We start from the raw sequence: 19,544 nt of genomic DNA, 5'->3' as shown, positions 1-19,544 counted from the left end.
GCGCTATCAATGGCACCGGCAACGCGCTGAACAACCGCATCACCGGCAACGCTGGCGCCAACGTCCTGGACGGTGGCCTCGGCATCGACACACTGGTCGGCGGTACCGGCAACGACACCTACGTGGTCGACAACCTCAAGGATGTCGTCAGCGAAACCAGCATCCTGGCCGGTGAAGTCGACAGCGTACGTGCCTCGGTCAACTGGGTGCTGGGCGCCAATCTGGAGAACCTTACGCTCACCGGCAGCGCCAACCTTAACGGCAGCGGTAACACGTTGAACAACGTGCTGACCGGCAACGACGGAAACAACCTGCTGGATGGCCTCGCCGGGCGCGATACCTTGGTGGGTGGCGCGGGTAACGACACGTATATCCTCGACAATGCGGGCGACAGTGTCGTCGAGCTGGCGGATGAAGGCATCGACCTGGTCCGGACAGCGGTCAGCCATACCTTGTCCGCCAACGTCGAGAATGCACTATTACTCGGCGTCGCCGCGCTCAATCTCACCGGCAACGCCTCCAATAACAGCCTGATCGGCAACGCCGCGGCGAACGTGCTCAACGGCATGGACGGTGCGGATACCCTCGACGGCGGCGCCGGTATCGACACCCTTATCGGCGGCACCGGCAACGACACCTACGTGGTCGACAACCTCAAGGACGTCATCAACGAAACCAGCACCTCGGCCTCCGAAATCGACACTGTCCGTTCCTCGGTGAGCTGGACCCTGGGCAGCAACCTGGAAAACCTCACGTTGGCCGGTGTTGCCGCCATCAACGGCAGCGGCAACACGCTGGACAACGTGCTGATCGGCAACGCCGCCGCCAACGTGTTGAGCGGTGGCGCAGGCAACGACCGTCTCGATGGTGGTGCTGGCAACGACTTCCTGATTGGCGGGGCGGGGACCGACACCCTGACGGGCGGCGCCGGAGCTGATCGTTTCGTTTTCAGTTCGTTGAGCGAGTTGGGCAAGGACGGGGCGGGCGACGTCATCCTCGATTTCAGCCGCCTGCAAGGCGATAAGATCGACCTGTCGAAACTGGATGCCAATGCCCTGACGCCGCTGTTCAACAAGTTCAGCTTTGTCGATGCAGGCGATTTCACTGGCGCGGGGCAGTTGCGCTTCGTTGACCATGTGCTCTACGGCAACGTCAATGATGACCTGGGCGCGGACTTCGAAATCCAGCTGGTCGGCGTCAATACGTTCAACGCCAACGATCTGGTGGCCTGAAAAACGAGTCCGGGGCTCGGTGGAAACACACCTGGGCCCCGGACGCTTTCTTCGGGATTTGGATCAGAACAGTTGGGTGAACAACCAGTAAAGGCTGCCGGACAACAGGATGGCGGCTGGCAGCGTGAGCACCCAGGCCATCAGCAGGTTGCGGATCGTGCGCATCTGCAGGCCACCGCCGTTGGCGACCATGGTGCCAGCCACGCCCGACGACAATACATGGGTGGTGGACACCGGCAGGCCGAACACGTCCGCAGCGCCAATGGTCAGCATTGCGACCGTTTCAGCCGAGGCGCCTTGGGCGTAGGTGAGGTGCGACTTGCCAATTTTCTCTCCCACCGTCATCACGATGCGTTTCCAGCCGACCATGGTGCCCAGGCCGAGGGCGATGGCCACGGCGATCTTCACCCATAGCGGAATGAATCGCGTCGAATTGTCGATCTGCTGCTTGAACAGTTGCAGCTTTGCGCGTGTGTCAGCATCAAAGTCGCCGACCTGATTCTTGTCCATCAGGCGAATGGTTTCGCTGGTCAGGTACATGTCGTTGCGCACGTTGCCCACGGCTTCGACGGGCACCTTCGCCAGCGAGCCGTAGCCTTTGACCTCGGCGCCGATGCTGCCGGTCATCGCGGCAAGGGCCGGCACCAGTTGTGGCGTGGCCTGCTTGCTGCTGACGTAGGCGGACAGGATGGGGCGTGGATCGGCCGGGGCCGGCGAGGGCGAATGCTTGACCAAGGCTTGTTGGGTGACTTCAGCCACCGCGGCGAATTGAAGTGCCTGATCGGCAGGCATCGTGCGGTTGAGCGCATACGCCATCGGTAGAGTGCCCACCAGGATCAGCATGATCAGGCCCATTCCTTTCTGGCCGTCGTTGGAACCGTGGGCGAACGAAACACCGGTGCACGTCAGGATCAGCATGCCGCGGATCCACCAAGGTGGTGGTGTGTTGCCTTCAGGTGCCTTGTACAGCGAACGGTTCTTGACGAAAGCTCGCAACGCCAGCAACAGCAGCGCGGCGCAGCCAAAGCCTACCAGCGGTGACAACAGCAGTGCGTAGCCGATCTTGGTCGCCTGGGCCCAGTCCACGCCGCTGGTGCCATCGCGACCGTGCATCAGCGCATTGGCGACGCCGACGCCGATGATCGAACCAATCAGCGTGTGGGAAGAAGAGGCTGGCAGGCCCAGCCACCAAGTGCCGAGGTTCCAGAGGATCGCGGCGATCAGCAACGCGAAAATCATGGCGAAACCGGCGGAAGAGCCGACCTGCAGGATCAGCTCTACCGGCAGCAAGGCGATGATGCCGAAAGCCACCGCGCCACTGGACAGCAGCACCCCAAGAAAATTGAAGAAACCCGACCAGGCCACCGCGAAATTTGGAGCCATGGAGTTGGTATAGATCACCGTGGCCACAGCGTTGGCGGTGTCGTGGAAACCGTTGACGAACTCAAAGCCCAGCGCGATCAGCAGCGCGACACCCAGCAGCAGGAACGGCGTCCATGTGGTCACCACGGTGCCGAGCTCGTTCATGTCGTGCATCAGGCTGTAGGCGGTGAATAAAAGGCCAATGCCCAGCACAGCAAAAAAGATCGCCAGGGTCATCATGCTCGGCTTGCGGTCCAGCTGCGGTCTCGAAGGGGAGGCGACCGAACCCGTTAGGTTGGAAGCCAGGGTAGGCGTTGTCATGGTGGGAAACTCGCGAAATAGGAGGCATTCCCGATCCTAGTCGTACTTTGTTACAAAGCGGTGATAGTGGTAATTCTCGGATTGTTTCATCGATGAAACGTTTTTTTCCTGATGATCGCCGCAAATCAAACCAACCGAGTTCCTTAAACTGTCTGGCATTCCGCCGGTTGGTGAAGGAAACAGGCTCGGCCCAATTAGATGTTGATCAAAATCAAAACGGTTGACGTTTATGATTATGCTCATCATCATAGAGCTGCCCGACACGCTTCGATGCCGGCCCCGACCCTGCTGCCCGAGGAAAACTTCATGACAATCAACAAACCCGTAGCATTGGTAACAGGCGCTTCGTCCGGCATCGGAGAGGCCATCGCCGACAAGCTCGTTGCGGCAGGCTACAAGGTCTACGGCACCAGCCGTAGAGGCGTCCAGTCGGATCAACGGGCGTTTGCCATGCTGGCGCTGGACGTGACCGACGATGCCTCTGTCGAGCGCGCCGTGCAGGAACTGTTGCGGTTGGAGGGCCGTATCGATCTGCTGGTCAATAACGCCGGTTTCGGGCTCGCACCTGCGGCGGCGGAAGAGAGCTCCATCGAGCAGGCCAAGGCGGTTTTCGATACTAATTTCATGGGCGTTGTCAGGATGACTCGCGCCGTTGTGCCCCACATGCGGCGCCAGGGCAGCGGTCGCATCATCAACATCGGTTCGATCCTCGGCGTCGTGGCCGTGCCTTATGTGGCGCTCTATGTCGCCAGCAAACACGCGGTGGATGGCTATTCTCAAGCCTTGGACCATGAACTGCGCACCCATGGCATCCGGGTCACGGTGATCGAGCCCGGCTATACCCGGACCTCGTTTGAAAGCAACAGCCTGGAGGCTGACGCCAAGCTGGACCTGTACGAAGATATTCGGGTTAAGGTAACCAAAGTCGTCAACCAGGCGATGGCGACTGCCGAAAGCGCGGATGTGGTGGCCGACGTGGTGCTCAAGGCTGCGCGAGCCGAGCGTCCGAAGCTGCGCTATACCGCTGGCAAGGCGGCGGCACAGTTGCAATGGATGCGCCGTTTCGCGCCGGCTGGCGTTCTGGACACCGGGATCCGCAAAGCCATGCAGCTTGCGTGAATGCGTTTCCGCTTATCAGTCGGTACCCATCTTCCATCGAACAGGAAACATGACAATGACTTTCAAGGCGCTGCTCACCACTAAAGCCGACGATGTGATTTCTACCAACCTGGTTGATTTCAAGGATGAGGACCTGATGGCTGGCGACGTCACCGTGGCGGTGGAATATTCGACCGTGAATTACAAGGACGCCATGGCCCTCGGCGGGCGTTCGCCGGTCATTCGCCAGTTCCCGTTGATTCCCGGTATCGATTTTGCCGGCGTCGTCGAAAAGTCGAGCCACGCCGGTTTCCAGGCCGGTGACCGCGTGCTGGTCAATGGCTGGGGGCTGAGCCAGACCCACCACGGCGGCTTTGCCCAGAAGGCGCGGGTGAGTGGCGACTGGCTGGTGAAAATTCCGGAGGCGTTTTCAACCCAACAAGCGATGGCCATCGGCACCGCTGGCTACACGGCGATGCTCAGTGTCCTGGCGCTGGAGCATGGCGGCCTGACGCCCGAGCGTGGCGATATCCTGGTGACCGGCGCCAATGGCGGCGCCGGCTCGGTGGCGATCGCCTTGTTGTCCGGTCTGGGTTATCGGGTGGTCGCCTCGACCGGACGGCAGGAAGAGGCTGATTATCTGCGCGACCTCGGTGCGGCGGAGATCATCGATCGCCGCACCTTGTCGGAGCCGGGCGCGCCGATTGCGAAGGAGCGTTGGGCGGGTGTCATCGACTCGGTTGGTAGCCATACCTTGGCCAATGCCTTGGCCCAGACTCAGTACCGTGGGGTGGTCGCTGCCTTTGGCCTGGCCCAGGGCGCGGATCTGCCTGGCTCGGTGCTGCCGTTTATCCTGCGCAACGTCACCCTCGCGGGTATCGACTCGGTGAATGCTCCGCAAGCTGCGCGCTTGCAGGCCTGGTCGCGACTGGCGCGGGATCTTGACGTCAACAAGCTTGCCCGTACCACACAGGTGATTGGCTTGGCCGAGGTTCCGGCGGTGGCTGCCCGGGTGTTGCAAGGGCAGGTTCGCGGGCGCACGGTCGTCGACGTGAACGCATGAACACTCGATAAGGAGGCACTCCATGACGTTGCCAAGGCCTCTGGTCGTCACAGCATGCGGCGCAAGACGTCGCTGCGAGGGTCGCGGTCGAAGAACCGGTGCTTGAGGGCACCGGCGATGTGCACCAGGACCAGGCCGAGCAGGGTATAGGCGAGCACCTTGTGCAGCCACTGGAAGACCACGAACCAATCGTCATTCTTGCCTAGAAGCTCTGGAAGGTTCACGCCAAAAAAGAACACCCCATCGCTCATCGTGTAGGTGCTCGACATCGAATAGCCCATCAACGGCACGATCACCAGCAGGGCATACAGGGTGCGGTGCGCCAGCCTTGATGAAACTCTCTCATACCGCGCCAATGTCTCCGGCGGTTGCGGCAGCCTGGGCGTGCTTATGCGCAGGGCGATCTGGATCAGGACCACCAGGAACACCAACACCCCAAAGGATTTGTGCCACGGGTAGTACAGCTCATATTTGCTCGCTACTTCGTCATTCAGCCCGGTCATGTGCCAGCCGGCCCAGAGGAGGCCTGCGACGAGCAAGGCGCGCACCCAGTGCAAAATACGCAGGGACGTCGGATACCGATCAATTATTGTTTGATTTGCCGGATTCATCGCGGTCTCTCCAAGGATCATCAACGCATCGAAATGCACCTCGAACGGCCCCTGCCAGCTCGCATTGCAGGGCCGTTCGGTCAGTGCGGGTTTTGTTCTCAGCCGGGCAGCAACACGGTGATGACCTTCTCTTCGGTGTAGGCCTGTGCGCCGCTGAACCCACCTTCACGCCCGATGCCGCTGGACTTGACGCCGCCCCAAGGCAGGTTGGCGTCCAGCGGGCTCCAGCAATTGACGCCGACGGCACCGGCCTTCACCGCGGCGGCCACGCGATGGGCTCGCACCAGGTCGGCCGTCCAGACCGTGGCCGCGAGGCCGTAAGTGGAGTCGTTGGCCAGCGCGATCGCCTCTTCTTCGCTGTCGAACGTGATCACCGTGCCGACGGGACCGAAGATCTCGTCCCGGGCGATTGCCATGTCGTTGCGGGCATTGGCGAAAATCGTCGGCTGGACGAACCAGCCCTGGCCAGGGTTCGATACGCCGCCCGCCAAGAGCGAGGCGCCTTGTTCGATGCCCAGTTGGATGTAGCGGTTGACGCGGTCGAATTGCGCCTTCTTGGCCACCGGCCCCATCTGCACGCCAGGCTGGCGCGGGTCACCGACCTTGACGGCGCGCGCGGCGTCGGCGAGCGCGGCGGCGAAACGTTCGGCGATGCCGCGTTGGACCAGGATGCGCGAGCCGGCCGCGCAGATTTGTCCCTGGTTGGCGAACAGGCCGAGGGAGCAGCCGAAGAGCGCGTCGTCGAAGGAGGCATCGTCGAAGACAATCTGGGGACTCTTGCCGCCCAGCTCCAATGCCACGCGCTTGAACAACACGCCGGCGGTGCGCTGGATCTCGCGTCCGGCCTCGGGGCTGCCGGTGAAGCTGATCTTGGCCACGTGCGGGTGTTCGCACAGGGCGCGGCCCACCTCGTTGCCGTAGCCTGTGACCACGTTGATCACGCCATCGGGAAAGCCCGCTTCCTGTGCCAGCGCCGCCAGGTGCAGGGCCGATTGCGGTGTCTCTTCCGACGGCTTGACGACCACCGTGCAGCCCGCCGCCAGCAACGCGGCGAGCTTCCAGACGGTGATCATCAGTGGCGAGTTCCAGGGAACGATGGCGCCGACCACGCCCACCGGTTCCCGCACCGTGTAGGACAGGGTCTTGGTGCCGAAGTAGCCGCCGCTCGGAATGGTGCGCCCTTCGAGCTGATTCGCCCAGCCGGCGGCGGCGCGCAGGTTGGCGATCGCGTTGGGGATGTCCAGCCGGCGTGGCTCGACCGGTGAGCGGCCAATGGCGTTGGCGTCCAGGTCGGCCAGCAATTCGGTGTCGCGCTCGACCAGGTCAGCCAGTTTCGACAGCAGCCGACCGCGCTGGGCTCCGTCGAGTTGGCTCCAGGCGCCATGCTCGAGTTGCTGGCGGGCCGCGCTCACGGCGCGGTCCACATCCTCGGCGGTGCCGCGGGCGGTGCTGCCGTAAGTCTGTTCTGTCACCGGATCGACGAGCGCAATACGACGGCCGTCCGAAGCTTCGAAGGACGCGCCTTCGATGAAGTGATTGAAGTGCTGGGTCATTTTTGCGATCCGTAATGAGGTGGGATGAACGGTCAAGCCTTCAGGGAGGCCAGGGCGTCACCAAAAATGTCCAGGGCCTTGAAGAACAGCGAGCGGGGGATCGTCAGCGAGGGCATGACCCGCATCACGTTGCTATAGCGGCCGCAGGGAATCATCAGCACGCCGTGATTCAGCAAGTAGCCCATGATCTGGCCGATCTTCGCCGGCGCCAGTGGCGCCTTGGTGATTGGGTCCTCCACCAGCTCGATTCCGATCATCAAGCCGCGACCGCGCACTTCGCCGATGAAGGGGCTGTCGAAGCCACGGATGCGTTCCTGGGCTTCGAGCCCGAGCACGTGGGCGCGGTTGAGCAGGTCGAGCTCAGGGTCCTGGAGAATGCTGATGTTGGTCAGCGCCACGGCGGCGGACAGCGAGTTGGCGGCAAAGGTGTTGGGCACCGATCCATCGGGAATCGCGGCCGCCAGGTCCGAACGCATGATCAGGCCGGCCATGGGCAGGTCGCTGCCGATGCCTTTGCCGAAGGTGAGCATGTCGGGCTTGACGCCGGAGTGCTCGACCGCCCACATCTTCCCGGTGCGCCCGGCGCCGGACTGCACTTCGTCGACGATCAGCAACGCACCGCTGCGGTCGCAGGCCTTGCGCAACAATTGCAGGAATTCCGCTGAAGGCGGCACGTAGCCGCCTTCGCCCTGCACCGGTTCCACGATCACCGCGGCTACGTCATCGGCGGCGGTGTAGGGCGTGTTGAGCAGGTAGTCCACGTATTCGCCGGCAATCTGCTCGGCGCTTTTGTGCGTGGTGTCGAACGGGAAACGATAGGCATAAGGGTAGGGCGCATGAATGACGCCACCCATCTGGGCACCGTAGCCCTTGCGGTAGGCCGTGCCCGTGGTCAGCGCGCCCGATGCGTTCCAGACGCCGTGGTAGCCGCCATGGAAAGCGATGATCTGGTGGCGTCCGGTGATGCGCTTGGCGAACTTGATCGCGGCTTCCAGGGCATCGCTGCCGCTTTGCGTGAAGAAGGTGATGCAGTCGCCGCGCAGTCCATCGGGGGCGATTTCGGCGATCTTGGCGGCCAGTTCGGTGCGCCGGGTGCTGTTGACTTCCAGGGCGTGCATCAATACTTCGGACTGCTCACGGATGGCCTGTACCACTTTCGGGTGGCAGCGGCCTACGCTGCTGACGCCTACGCCAGCGGACAGATCGATGTAGGTATTGCCATCCGGGTCCTTGAAGGTTGCCCCAAAGGCACGGTCCATGGCGACCGGCATGCGTCCGCCGCCGCGCGCCATCGACTCGGTACGCGCCGATAACGCCAGGGCCTCGGTGGTCTTGGGGCCGGGGATGGTGGAAGTTATCCGCGGGGCATCCGCGAAATGGAGGGATTCAAGTTTGGCTTCGCTCATGACGGTCTCTCGGGATGTCGATTTTCAGTGTCTCGATCATCCCCGCCGCCCGTTCGCAGCCGTTAGCCCGAATCGGCACATTGCCAGCGGCGTTAGAACATTAAAGTGAGCGTCGTCGCTGATGGCTGATCCCCGTGGCGAGGGAGCTTGCTCCCGCTCGGTGGCGCAGCCGCCGCAAAAGCGAGTGATGCCGTGTGTTGGCGTTATAGTTTTGGGGCTGCTCCGCTGCCCAGCGGGAGCAAGCTCCCTCGCCACAGGAATAGGTTGCGACAGGAACCGGTTGATAGCAGTCTTGATGCTTCCCGGGGAAAGCTGCATCGATCAAACAAAATTTGCGAAATTCTCTTATTGTGAGAATATCGGCCAGGAAGGCGCTCAAACAACAAGAACATTGGCCGAGGCGTTCGTCATCATGAAGCATCTCAACATCAGCCGGTTCCATGACATTCATGTGCATGCCGCGACCGTCCAGGAATGGAGCCAGGATTACAACCAGTTGACCGCCGGCTCGGCCGAGAGCTCGCTCATTCAGTTGACGACGGCGCGTTGCCATGTTTTCCGCGAACAGATCAACCAGCGTGTCGTGCAGCACGGCGTGGCCCCACGGGGCAAGATGTGTTTTGCCGTGCCCATCACCGTCCCGGGTTCGGTCCGGATGCAGGGTAGGGAAGTGGACGACAGCAGCCTTTTCTTTCTCCACGGTGGCGAGGAGTTCATGTTCCATATGCCGATGGGCATGGAGCTGCTGGCCATTACGTTCGAGCGTGAGCTGTTCGAACAAGCATTGGCGCAAACCGAATCGGCCAAGGACATCAGCCAATTGCTGCGGCAACCGGTGATCAGGGTACCGACCCAGCGCTATGCAGGGGCTCGCCGTCGGATGCTGGCGGCATTCTCCCAGGCGCTCTTGAGCGAAGAAGATGACATTGCTGCCCAGGACCGGGAGTTGCAGCTGGAACAGACCATGCTCGGCGAATTGCTGCAACTGATGACCGACCCCGCCTGCGACAAACAGCAGCGCACGCCAAGTTCCACACGCAGTTACATCGTCGAAAAGTGCCATCGCCTGGCGACCGCGCAGTTGAACAACGTGCCCAGCGTCGATGAGTTGTGCCAGCGACTCCAGGTGAGCCGGCGCACCGTGCAGAACAGCTTTCGCGCGGTAGCCGAGACGACGCCGATCCATTACCTGCGCTCCGTCAGGCTCAATGGTGTACGCCGGACGCTGATGTCGACCCAGGCGGCCCAGCTGTCGATCGGCGATGTCGCTGCCCAGTGGGGCTTCTTTCACCTGAGTCATTTTGCGGCCGAGTACCAGGCCTTGTTCGCAGAGTTGCCATCCCATACCACCCGCGCCGCCATTGCCGATTGCGCGCGTGCCGATTTGGGTTAGTGAGGCATTGAGGGAGAGGCATAGGATCGAATCCGGCGCGGCAACCACGGTGACGCTATCCCGCCGTGGCCCGCGCCGATCCTGCAGCGAATACCTCATCCCATAAGGTCAACAAGACATGAGCGTACCTCTCCCGGTCAACAGCTCCACCGAGCTCAAGCGTGGCGCCCTGGGTGTCGGCTTCATCATCTTTTTCGTGGTCTCGGCGGCGAGCCCGCTGAGCGTCATTGCTGGCGGATTCCCCATCGGCATCATGCTGGGCAACGGCGCGGGTACCCCCGCATTGCTGATCCTGGCCTTGCTCGTGTTACTGGCGTTTTCGGTGGGCTACACCACCCTGGCCCGGCATCTCACCCACGCGGGCGGTTTCTATGCCTTCACGTCCGTGGGCCTGGGAGGAATGGCGGGTGGCGCGGCGGGGGTACTGGCGATGTTCGCCTACAACATCCTCCAGGTCGGGTTGTACGGCATGTTCGGCGGTGTCGTCAGTGGCACGATGCAGAGTGTGTTTGGCCTGCTGTTGCCCTGGTGGGCGTACTCGTTGATGGCCATGGCCAGCGTCGCGTTCCTTGGGTACCGCAAGATCGATCTGTCTGCCCGGGTGCTGTCGGTCATCGTGATTGCTGAATACCTGGCCATCCTGATCCTGGATTTCGCCATCCTGAAATCCGGGGGCGACAGCGGCATCAACCTGGACGCATTCGATCGCAGCCATGTATTCAGTGGCACACCGTCCATTGGCTTGTTGTTCTGCTTCGCGGCGTTCATTGGTTTCGAAGCCACCACGATCTATGGAGAGGAGGCGAAGAATCCCCAGCGAACCATTCCGATTGCCACCTATTGCTCGGTGTTGCTGATCGGCGGCTTCTACGCGCTATCGGTCTGGTCGATGGTGGTGGGCGTAGGCGCGGACAAGATTGTCGCCACGCTCCAGGCCCTGCAGGATCCGACGACGTTTATCTACGGGATGTCCGACCACTTCGTCGGCCCCGGGTTGACCCAGGTCATTCGCGTGCTGTTCATGGTCAGTATCTATGCCGGGTTGCTCGCCTTTCATAACGCAGCAGCCCGCTATTTTTTCGCCATTGGCCGTGATGGCTTGCTACCGAGCCGGTTGGGCACGACCCATCGTGTCCACCAGAGCCCTCACATGGGCTCGGCGTTGCAGAGCTTGATCTCCGCCGTGGTCGTGCTGGTTTTCGCCGCGATGGATGCCGATCCGATCCTGCAACTGTTCGCCTGGCTGTCCAACCTGGCGACGCTGTGCGTGATCCTGCTGATGGCGCTTACCTCCGCTGCGGTCGTGGTTTTCTCCTTGCGTCATCCGGAGCTCAAGTTGGGGCTCTGGCGAGGAGTCCTCTTTCCCGGTTTTTCATGCATGGTGTTGTTGGTGGTGCTGGTGATCGCCGTGGTGCACTTCGATGTGCTGACGGGTGCCAGCAAGGCGCTGTCCTACAGTCTTTGCGCGATCATTCCGGCTGCCTTGCTGGTGGGCGTGTTCCTCGCTGCTCGCCTGCGAGAGTCGTCGCCGCAGCGGTACCTGGCATTGGGATGCCGCAAGCTCTGACGGTTTCGATGAGATCAGCAAGCAAAATTAATGAACATTTTCAGCCGCGGGATATCGACTCTGTAACTGAACATTTCCGTCAAGGCGTTCGGCCTCACGCTTCGTTGGGCCGCCGCCATGGCGGTCAGTCGGCCAACGGGGCGAGTTTCCATGAACGGCAACAACCAGTGCAGCATCGAGTACAACGGTCGTACCCTCAGTGGCAAAGCTGACCAGCCGCTGATCGATTTCCTCGCAGAGCAGGGCATCGACCTGCCTCACGTCTGCTATCACCGCGCCCTCGGGCCGATCCAGACCTGCGATGTCTGTTGGATCGAACACGATGGCGAGCTGGTCCGCGGCTGCACGCTGCGCTCTGCCGACGGTATGAAGCTGGCGAGCGAAACGCCTCGCGTGAGGGCGGCGCAGGAAGAAGGCATGGACCGGATTCTTGCCAAGCATGAGCTGTATTGCACGGTCTGCGAGCACAACACCGGCGACTGCGCACTTCACAACACCGTTGCCGACATGAACCCCGTGATCCAGCGCTACAAATACCAGCGCAAGCCCTACAGCAAGGACCACTCGAACCCTTTTTATACGTACGATCCCGATCAGTGCATCCTGTGTGGGCGTTGCGTGGAGGCGTGCCAGAACGTCGAGGTCAACGAAACGCTGAGCATCGATTTCACCATGGACCATCCGCGTGTGTTGTGGGATGGCGGAACCGAAATCGAGGGTTCCAGTTGTGTGAGCTGCGGTCATTGCGTCACGGTGTGTCCGTGCAACGCGTTGCTGGAAAAAACCATGCAGCCCGATGCCGGACCGCTGACGTCGATGCCCGAGGATATCAAGCGGCCGCTCATCGATGCGGTGAAGACGATCGAAAACACCATTGGTGCGCCGCCTATCACCGCTGTTTCCGTCATGGACATGCATTGGCGGCAGCCCGAAATCAAACGCACCAAAACCGTATGCACCTATTGTGGCGTGGGTTGTTCGTTCGAAATGTGGACCCGTGACCGCACGCTGCTCAAGGTGCAGCCTGTGGTGGATGCTCCGGCGAACGGCATATCGACTTGTATCAAAGGCAAGTTCGCCTGGGATTTCGTGAACAGCGAAAAGCGCCTGACGACGCCGCTGATCCGGGAAAACGGTCAGTTCCGTGAAGCGAGCTGGGATGAGGCGCTGACGTTGGTCGCGGGCCGCCTCCTGGCCATAAAACGTGAGCACGGCGCCGATGCCATCGGTTTCATTGGTTCCAGCAAGGCCAGCAATGAAGAAGCTTACCTGACGCAGAAAATCGCCCGGTTGATCATCGGCACCAACAGCGTCGACAACTCTTCGCGATACTGCCAGAACCCTGCGACACAAGGGCTGTTCCGCACGGTCGGGTATGGCGGCGACGCCGGTACGATCGCAGACCTTGAGCAGGCGGACCTGATCGTCCTGGTGGGCAGCAACCTGGCGGAAAACCACCCGGTCATCGCGTCGAAAATCAAGGCCGCGCGCAAGCATCGTGGGCAAAAACTGCTGGTGGTCGATCCGCGCAAACATGAGATGGCGGAGCGCGCCGATCTGTTCCTGCAGATCCGATCCAGCACAGACATCGTCTGGGCCAGCGCGATGTCGCGTTACCTGTTCGATCACGGCATGGCGGACACGGCGTTCCTGGAAGAACGTGTGAACCAGGTGGACGAGTACCGCCGCTCGCTGGAACCGTTCACCCTGCAATTCGCGTCGCAGGTCACCGGGTTGTCGGAGGCGGATCTGGTCAGTGCCGCGAACATGATTGGCGGGGCCAAGCGGGTCTGCCTGCTTTGGGCAATGGGCATCACCCAGCACAGCCATGGCGCCGACACCAGCACTGCGCTGTCCAATCTCCTTCTGGTCACTGGTAACTACGGCCGTCCCGGCACCGGCGGTTATCCGATGCGCGGCCACAACAACGTCCAAGGGGCCAGCGACTTCGGCTGTTTGAAAAACGTCTATCCCGGTTATGAAAAAGTCACTGACGAGGCGGTTCGAGCCAAGTGGGCAAAGGCCTGGGGCGTGGCGCCCGAACGACTGTCCAGCAAGGTCGGTGAAGACAATTTCCTGATGGTCCAGCATGCGGCAGAGCAGAAAGTCAGAGCCATGTATGTGATTGGTGAAGAGACGGCGTTTTCCGATGCCGACACTGAAAACGTCCATGAGGCGTTCAAGAAACTCGATTTCATGGTCGTGCAAGACATCTTCTTCAGCCGCACCGCGCAGTTCGCCGATGTCGTGCTGCCAGGCTGTCCAAGCGTTGAAAAGGACGGCACCTTCGTCAACACCGAGCGACGCATCCAGCGCTTTCATGAGGTGTTCCCGCCGCTGGGCAACAGCCTGCCGGACTGGCGCATCCTCACCGATCTGGCCAAGCGAATGGGACATGACTGGGGGTACGAACACCCCTCGCAGATCTTTGCGGAGGTGGCCGGCATCGCCACCTTGTTCGCCGGCGCCAGTTACGAACGCCTGGACGGTTGGAAATCCCTGCTCTGGCCGATGAAGCCGGATGGCACCGATACGCCGTTGCTCTATACCGACCGGTTCCACACCGATGACGGCAAAGCCGTGCTGTACCCGCTCGAGTGGAAACCCCCGGCGGAAGCGCCCGACAGCGAATTCGACCTGATGCTGGACAACGGACGCATGCTGGAGCATTTCCAGGGCAACAACCAGACGGGACGTGGCGACCGCATCGATTCGTTGTCCCCGGATTGGTACGTCGAAATCAGTCCCGAGCTTGCCGCTGAGCGTGGCATCGAGGAGGGCACCCGGGTGCGGATCACTTCTCGCCGCGGCTCGGTCACGGTGCCGGTCCTGATCACTGACCGAGTGCGCGGGAAGGTGTTGTTCCTACCGATTCACCAAGGCAAGCCCGGCATTAATGAGCTCACCGGGGAACATCATGATCCCGACGTCAATACGCCGGCCTACAAGGAAACCGCTGTGAAGATGACGGTGCTGAGGGACTCTCCCCAGCGGACGGCACTGCCACGGGGCAATTTCCGGAACGGCCACAGGACGCCGAACGATGGCGTGGCCGTGGCGGTGAAGTGGGCCAGAGACGACTACGCGCCGATCGACGCACCGGCGCCCCATCCGGAGAGGTTTTGATGGCCGAGCCAATTGATTACGACGTAAAACCGAGCAAGACCGAGCCTGATGCCAAGGATGAACTCGATCGCCTGGTCGAGAACCTGCACAAACATGGAGTGCTGCGCATGGCCAATGACCTGGTCTGTGCCAACACAGCGATCACCAAAGTGCTGGTTGATGGCCTGAACAAGGAAGGCACGCTTAACGTCATCCAGAACCTGTCGGTCCTGGCGATGGCGCTGTCCCGCGTCCCGCCCGATGAGTTCTACCGATTGGTCTTCGCGCTGAAGGATGCCGGCGCTGCGGTCAGTCAGTGGACTGCGCCGGACAGCAACGACGTCGCGCCAGGCGTGCGGGGATCCTACCGTTTGCTGCATGACGAATCGCTTTGGCGCGCGATCATGCCGCTCGTGGAAGGCTTGAAAGCGCTAGGTGAGGGCATGAAAAGGCCGGTCGATAAACCGATCAACCAGTTCTCCGGCAAACCCAGCGGCGCTTGAGCGGGGCCTGCCCATGGAATCGGTGGATTCGGCACTGATGCTGGCGCGGTACCAGTTCGCGTTCACCATCAGCTTTCATATCGTGCTTGCCGCATTCACCATCGGCCTGGCCAATTACCTGATGGTGCTGGAAGCCCTCTGGCTGTGGCGCAAGCGCCAGGTCTATATGGACGTTTACCGGTTCTGGCTGAAGATATTCGCCTTGACGGTCGCCGTGGGCACAGCGTCCGGGCTGGTCATGGAGTTCGAGTTCGGGACCAACTGGAGCGCGCTGGCCAGCCGTGCCGGGGGCATTCTCGGCCCCCTGATGTTCTACGAAGTCATGGTCGCGTTTTTCCTGGAGGCAGGCTTCATCGGGGTCATGCTGTTTGGCATGAACAAAGTCGGGCCGCGCCTGCATTTCCTGTCCACGTGTGCGGTGGCCATCGGCTCGTTGTTCAGTGCATTCTGGATCTTGTCAGCCAACTCCTGGATGCACACCCCTGCGGGTTTCAGCATTGCCAGCGACGGCCGGTTCGTGCCCGAGGACTGGCTGCAGATCATATTCAATCCCTCGTTTCCCTATCGCATGGTGCACATGAGCATCGCCGCGTTTCTCGGCACGGCGATGCTGGTGGGCGGCGCGGGCGCTTGGCATCTGCTGCGCGATAACACCCATGCGTCTGCGCGGGTGATGTTTTCAATGGCATTGTGGATGGCGGCGGTGGTTGGGCCTATCCAGCTCGTCGCGGGGGACCTGCACGGCGAAAATACCCGGGACCATCAACCGCAGAAGCTGGCCGCGATGGAAGGTTCCTGGCAGCGCCCGGAAGCGGGGCAGGGAGAACCCCTCAGGCTGTTTGCGATACCTGACCAAGCCAACCGCAGAAATGATTTCGAACTGGCGATTCCCCACCTCGGCTCGCTTTATCTTCGCCACGACTGGACCGGCACCATACAGAGCCTTGATGAATTCGCGCCCGAAGACATCCCGCCGGTGGCCGTGGTCTTTTTCGCGTTTCGTATCATGGTGGGCATCGGCTTGCTGATCGTGGCGATGGGTATCGCCAGTCTCTATCTGCGTTGGCGCGGCGACCTGTTCGAGTGCCGATGGTTGATGCGCTGCGCGGTGCTCATGGCCCCGGCCGGGTTCATAGCCATGGTTTGCGGGTGGGTTGTCACCGAAGTCGGGCGCCAGCCATTTACGGTTTACGGCTTGATGCGCACCGTTCACAGCCACTCGCAACAACCGCTCTCATTCGTCGCTGGCAGCACGCTTGCCATCGTGGTCATGTACCTGCTGGTGTTCGGCCTGGGGCTGTTTTATCTGATGCGTGCGATCAACCGGCTGCCGGCGAAATCAACGGATGCCAACGATCAAGACAGTGCAACGCAGGGGCAATCGTGATGCTCATATCTGAAGCGCTGCTACCCGATCTGTCGGCCGCTGCGATTGCCTTTACCATCATCACTTATGTAATCCTGGACGGCACCGATCTGGGCGTCGGAATTCTCTTCGCGACCCGCCATGACCCTGATGAAAAGCAAGTCATGGTCAACTCCATCCTGCCGATCTGGGACGGCAATGAAACCTGGCTGGTGCTGGGCGGTGGCGGTTTGCTCGCGCTTTTTCCCGTGGTCTACAGCGTCTTGTTTTCCGCGCTCTATATCCCGGTCATTGCGATGCTGCTGGCATTGATTGTCAGGGCAGTCGCGCTGGAATTCCGGGCCGACGCGTCTGCATGCATGAAACGCTGGCTCGACATCAGCCTCGTGACCGGCTCATTGATCGCAACGTTTTGCCAAGGTGTCATCATGGGCTCTGTGGTGCAGGGCATCGATCAACAGGGGGGTAAGTTCGCGGGGGACGGTTGGGAATGGCTGGGCGCATTTCCACTGATGTGTGGCGTGGTGCTGGTGATTGGCTACGCGCTGTTGGGCAGCTGCTGGTTGTACTGGCGTACCGAGGGCGCGCTACAAGCGGTGGCCAGGAGGCAGGCGCGCATGTTCGGCTGGCTGGCACTGACAGGTATTGCAATCATTGTGGTGTGGACCGGTTTGTTAGCGCCGTCCTATCGAGAGCATCTTCTTCAATCGAACCTGAGCCTGGCGCTTCTATTCATTCAGTGCGCGTTGCTGGTCGGATTTTACCGGGCTTTTTCCAGCCGCTTTCATTTCCTTCCGCTATTTGCGGTGTTGGGATGGTTTGGCATGGCGTTCGTTGCCGCGATCATCGCGCTTTACCCACTGATCCTGCCGCCTTCACTGGCGATCAGCCAAGCGTCGGCTCCAGCCTCGAGCCAGGGTTTCATGCTGGTGGGGTTCGCGGTTCTGGTGCCGGTGACGCTGGCCTACAACACGTGGGGGTTTTGGGTGTTTCGGGGGAAGGTCAAGGCTGATTCACTGCGGGGGTAGTTGTTGTTATTGGTTTGAGGTTCAGAGAGCATTCAGCAGCCCCGGTTGGTGGCTGCTGTCGATGATGAGATCTTTTTCAGGGCTTGGTCTTGCCGAGTTGCTTGCCCGTCTCAGTGACGATAGCTTTGAGACCCAGCTCGTTAATCTTCTTCCAGTCGCTGTCTGTCGCCAATTGCATGCTGTCACGAATGTTGGTTGTCACTTCCAGCGGCACGGTGCCCGGCGCTTCGATTTTCAGATGGGCTTTGTTGTTCACCGCCACGGTGAACGCGCCAGGAGAGAACCACGACCAGTATTCGATGATGTGCACATTGACCGGCGTAGCACTCGGCGTTGGTGTGGTGACGATTTGATAGCCGGCCTGCTGATAAGCTGTGGCCACCGCATTGCCTACCAGTTGTGACACGGTCCGGCCCGATGGAAGCACCACATCACCAAGGCCTTTGCCAAAACCGTTGCGTTTGCGGCCGATGGCTCGCTCGGTGACGCTGGTGTCGTTCACTTCATCGTTTTTCAGGGAAGGGATATCAGCGCTGCGTGGCTTGATTTCGAATACCCGTTCATCCAATGCATTGATGTAAATCTGCTGGCCTTGGCCTGAGGCGGCCGCTTGCGGTACCGGGCCGGTTACATCCACCTCGGAACGGTTGGTCACGCATCCTGCGAGTGAAGCGAGAACGATAGCGGCGGCGGTGGTCTTGAAATACGACATGAATGCTCCTGTGCAGTGAGGGTCTTCCTTGGGTCCTGGCCGTTTTCGGGCGCCAGGGCATAAGAGTCTTGCGGTTTGCGAAATAGTTGAGAGCGCAGTGCTAAAGGCTATCTGGATCCCCGAAAAACATCTGAATCCGCGAACGCAGCCAGCGCTCCCCCGGGTCGTTGTCCTGTGACCCGCGCCAGGCCATGTGCAGTTCGAAGCTGCGCACCGGAATGGGTGGGTCTTCGGCACGCACGCCGCCGGCGGCGGTCAGTGCGTCGGCGGTGTAGTCGGGCACGATGGCGATGATATCGGTGCCTGACAGCAGTGTGCTCAGGCCGTTGAACTGCGGCACGGCCAGCACCACATGGCGCTTGCGGTCGAGTTTTTCCAGCTCTTCATCGATGAACCCGCTCAAGTCACCTGCGAAGGACACCAGGGCGTGGGGGCGGGCGCAGAATTCATCCAGGGTCAGCCGTCCCGGCGCGGTGTCGGCCCGCAGCACTTTGGGCATGCTGCGCCGCAGGACCTTGCGCTTGGCATTGGCCGGCAAGTCCTCGGTGTAGCTGACGCCGATGGAAATCTCGCCGGACGCCAGCAAGCCCGGCATCAGAATGTAATTGACCCGGCGCACCACCAGCACGATGCCTGGCGCTTCGGCTCGCAGGCGCTTGAGCAGCATTGGCAGCAGGGCGAACTCGGCATCGTCCGACAGACCGATGCGAAACACCGAGGTGCTGGTGGCTGGGTCGAATTCCGCCGCCCGGCTGACGGCCGTCGAAATCGAATCCAGGGCAGGAGAGAGCAGGGCGAAGATCTCGACCGCCCGGGCCGTGGGTTCCATGCTGCGCCCGGTGCGCACGAACAAGGGGTCATCGAACAGGCTGCGCAGGCGCGACAGCGCGGCGCTGATGGCCGGCTGCCCGAGGAACAGTTTCTCGGCGGCGCGGGTCACACTGCGTTCATGCATCAATGTTTCGAACACGATCAACAGGTTCAGGTCGACACGACGCAGGTCATTACGATTCATCTGGGGTCCTGGCAGATTCGGCAAGCTTGACGTGGACGGCCATATGGGAACAATGGCCGGCATGAATCTTACGGGGAAAGGCTGGTACTCTGCATCGGGTAAATGCATTTTCTTAAGGATAAGGCTTACAGGACTGGTTCGGTTTTCTTGCTGCGGAATCAATGACAGGCATGTCGACTATTAATAGCCACTGATGGTCTTGGGTACAA

General features: G+C 61.0%; 14 protein-coding genes and 1 pseudogene. 9 read left to right on the top strand and 6 right to left on the bottom strand.

From position 1 onward, the window contains the following. Nucleotides 1–1,232, top strand: a pseudogene (locus FHK92_RS27990) (calcium-binding protein); the annotation flags it as partial. A gap of 63 nt (nt 1,233–1,295) precedes the next feature. On the opposite strand, the gene FHK92_RS05030 reads toward FHK92_RS27990, so the two are convergent. After that, nucleotides 1,296–2,915 carry an inorganic phosphate transporter gene (locus tag FHK92_RS05030; protein WP_181287104.1) on the bottom strand — a complete coding sequence of 540 codons (1,620 nt, stop codon included), beginning with the start codon at nt 2,913–2,915 and terminating at the stop codon, nt 1,296–1,298. Between the two features lie 306 nt (nt 2,916–3,221). On the opposite strand from FHK92_RS05030, the gene FHK92_RS05025 reads away from it, so the two are divergent. Both FHK92_RS05025 and acuI read left to right on the top strand, forming a co-directional pair. Next, nucleotides 3,222–4,034 (top strand): oxidoreductase, encoded by an 813-nt coding sequence (locus FHK92_RS05025; RefSeq protein WP_181287103.1) that lies wholly within the window; start codon nt 3,222–3,224, stop codon nt 4,032–4,034. Between the two features lie 55 nt (nt 4,035–4,089). Next, nucleotides 4,090–5,076: an acrylyl-CoA reductase (NADPH) gene (gene acuI / locus FHK92_RS05020; RefSeq protein ID WP_181287102.1), complete on the top strand. Its 987-nt coding sequence runs from the start codon at nt 4,090–4,092 to the stop codon at nt 5,074–5,076. Nucleotides 5,077–5,123: 47 nt separating this feature from the next. On the opposite strand, the gene FHK92_RS05015 is transcribed toward acuI, so the two are convergent. The 3 genes from FHK92_RS05015 to FHK92_RS05005 all read right to left on the bottom strand — a co-directional run bounded on the left by FHK92_RS05015 (nt 5,124) and on the right by FHK92_RS05005 (nt 8,646). Beyond that, a complete protein-coding gene (locus FHK92_RS05015; protein ID WP_181287101.1) occupies nt 5,124–5,687 on the bottom strand; it encodes a cytochrome b in 564 nt (187 codons plus the stop codon). A gap of 98 nt (nt 5,688–5,785) precedes the next feature. After that, the gene (locus FHK92_RS05010) at nt 5,786–7,240 is read right to left on the bottom strand and encodes an aldehyde dehydrogenase family protein (protein WP_181287100.1); all 1,455 of its coding nucleotides are present in this window, start codon (nt 7,238–7,240) and stop codon (nt 5,786–5,788) included. Nucleotides 7,241–7,272: 32 nt separating this feature from the next. After that, nucleotides 7,273–8,646: an aspartate aminotransferase family protein gene (locus tag FHK92_RS05005; protein ID WP_181287099.1), complete on the bottom strand. Its 1,374-nt coding sequence runs from the start codon at nt 8,644–8,646 to the stop codon at nt 7,273–7,275. Between the two features lie 412 nt (nt 8,647–9,058). Here FHK92_RS05005 and FHK92_RS05000 point away from each other — a divergent pair, with 412 nt between their 5' ends. From FHK92_RS05000 to cydB, 6 genes are all read left to right on the top strand, one after another. Beyond that, the gene (locus FHK92_RS05000) at nt 9,059–10,039 is read left to right on the top strand and encodes a helix-turn-helix domain-containing protein (RefSeq protein WP_181287098.1); all 981 of its coding nucleotides are present in this window, start codon (nt 9,059–9,061) and stop codon (nt 10,037–10,039) included. A gap of 118 nt (nt 10,040–10,157) precedes the next feature. After that, the gene (locus FHK92_RS04995) at nt 10,158–11,606 is read left to right on the top strand and encodes an APC family permease (RefSeq protein WP_181287097.1); all 1,449 of its coding nucleotides are present in this window, start codon (nt 10,158–10,160) and stop codon (nt 11,604–11,606) included. Between the two features lie 150 nt (nt 11,607–11,756). Beyond that, nucleotides 11,757–14,732 carry a formate dehydrogenase subunit alpha gene (gene fdhF, locus FHK92_RS04990; protein ID WP_181287096.1) on the top strand — a complete coding sequence of 992 codons (2,976 nt, stop codon included), beginning with the start codon at nt 11,757–11,759 and terminating at the stop codon, nt 14,730–14,732. Further along, nucleotides 14,732–15,214 carry a DUF1641 domain-containing protein gene (locus tag FHK92_RS04985; RefSeq protein WP_181287095.1) on the top strand — a complete coding sequence of 161 codons (483 nt, stop codon included), beginning with the start codon at nt 14,732–14,734 and terminating at the stop codon, nt 15,212–15,214. The genes fdhF and FHK92_RS04985 overlap by 1 nt, the downstream gene beginning before the upstream one ends. A gap of 13 nt (nt 15,215–15,227) precedes the next feature. Further along, nucleotides 15,228–16,601 carry a cytochrome ubiquinol oxidase subunit I gene (locus FHK92_RS04980; RefSeq protein WP_181287094.1) on the top strand — a complete coding sequence of 458 codons (1,374 nt, stop codon included), beginning with the start codon at nt 15,228–15,230 and terminating at the stop codon, nt 16,599–16,601. Beyond that, complete coding sequence (gene cydB / locus FHK92_RS04975) at nt 16,601–17,608, top strand: cytochrome d ubiquinol oxidase subunit II (protein ID WP_181287093.1); 1,008 nt, start codon at nt 16,601–16,603, stop codon at nt 17,606–17,608. Before FHK92_RS04980 ends, cydB begins: the two co-directional genes overlap by 1 nt. Nucleotides 17,609–17,684: 76 nt before the next feature. On the opposite strand, the gene FHK92_RS04970 is transcribed toward cydB, so the two are convergent. Beyond that, nucleotides 17,685–18,320: a flagellar biosynthesis protein gene (locus FHK92_RS04970; RefSeq protein WP_181287092.1), complete on the bottom strand. Its 636-nt coding sequence runs from the start codon at nt 18,318–18,320 to the stop codon at nt 17,685–17,687. A gap of 100 nt (nt 18,321–18,420) precedes the next feature. Next, nucleotides 18,421–19,335, bottom strand: coding sequence for a LysR family transcriptional regulator (locus FHK92_RS04965; protein ID WP_030138713.1), 915 nt, complete (start codon nt 19,333–19,335; stop codon nt 18,421–18,423). Nucleotides 19,336–19,544 lie beyond the last annotated feature (209 nt).

The organism is Pseudomonas brassicacearum subsp. neoaurantiaca (assembly GCF_013608025.1).
In the GTDB taxonomy this organism is placed as follows: Bacteria; Pseudomonadota; Gammaproteobacteria; order Pseudomonadales; family Pseudomonadaceae; genus Aquipseudomonas.
Note: the sequence above shows the minus strand (reverse complement) of the source record. Positions and strands in the feature narration are given on the sequence as shown.

What these genes read in the sequence shown, in the direction of transcription:
- FHK92_RS05010 (WP_181287100.1), bottom strand. Translation starts at nt 7,240, where the DNA reads ATGACCCAGCACTTCAATCACTTCATCGAAGGCGCGTCCTTCGAAGCT.
- FHK92_RS05025 (WP_181287103.1), top strand. Translation starts at nt 3,222, where the DNA reads ATGACAATCAACAAACCCGTAGCATTGGTAACAGGCGCTTCGTCCGGC.
- FHK92_RS04995 (WP_181287097.1), top strand. Translation starts at nt 10,158, where the DNA reads ATGAGCGTACCTCTCCCGGTCAACAGCTCCACCGAGCTCAAGCGTGGC.
- FHK92_RS05000 (WP_181287098.1), top strand. Translation starts at nt 9,059, where the DNA reads ATGAAGCATCTCAACATCAGCCGGTTCCATGACATTCATGTGCATGCC.
- FHK92_RS04970 (WP_181287092.1), bottom strand. Translation starts at nt 18,320, where the DNA reads ATGTCGTATTTCAAGACCACCGCCGCCGCTATCGTTCTCGCTTCACTC.
- FHK92_RS04965 (WP_030138713.1), bottom strand. Translation starts at nt 19,335, where the DNA reads ATGAATCGTAATGACCTGCGTCGTGTCGACCTGAACCTGTTGATCGTG.
- acuI (WP_181287102.1), top strand. Translation starts at nt 4,090, where the DNA reads ATGACTTTCAAGGCGCTGCTCACCACTAAAGCCGACGATGTGATTTCT.
- FHK92_RS04985 (WP_181287095.1), top strand. Translation starts at nt 14,732, where the DNA reads ATGGCCGAGCCAATTGATTACGACGTAAAACCGAGCAAGACCGAGCCT.
- FHK92_RS05030 (WP_181287104.1), bottom strand. Translation starts at nt 2,915, where the DNA reads ATGACAACGCCTACCCTGGCTTCCAACCTAACGGGTTCGGTCGCCTCC.
- FHK92_RS04980 (WP_181287094.1), top strand. Translation starts at nt 15,228, where the DNA reads ATGGAATCGGTGGATTCGGCACTGATGCTGGCGCGGTACCAGTTCGCG.
- cydB (WP_181287093.1), top strand. Translation starts at nt 16,601, where the DNA reads ATGCTCATATCTGAAGCGCTGCTACCCGATCTGTCGGCCGCTGCGATT.
- FHK92_RS05015 (WP_181287101.1), bottom strand. Translation starts at nt 5,687, where the DNA reads ATGAATCCGGCAAATCAAACAATAATTGATCGGTATCCGACGTCCCTG.
- fdhF (WP_181287096.1), top strand. Translation starts at nt 11,757, where the DNA reads ATGAACGGCAACAACCAGTGCAGCATCGAGTACAACGGTCGTACCCTC.
- FHK92_RS05005 (WP_181287099.1), bottom strand. Translation starts at nt 8,646, where the DNA reads ATGAGCGAAGCCAAACTTGAATCCCTCCATTTCGCGGATGCCCCGCGG.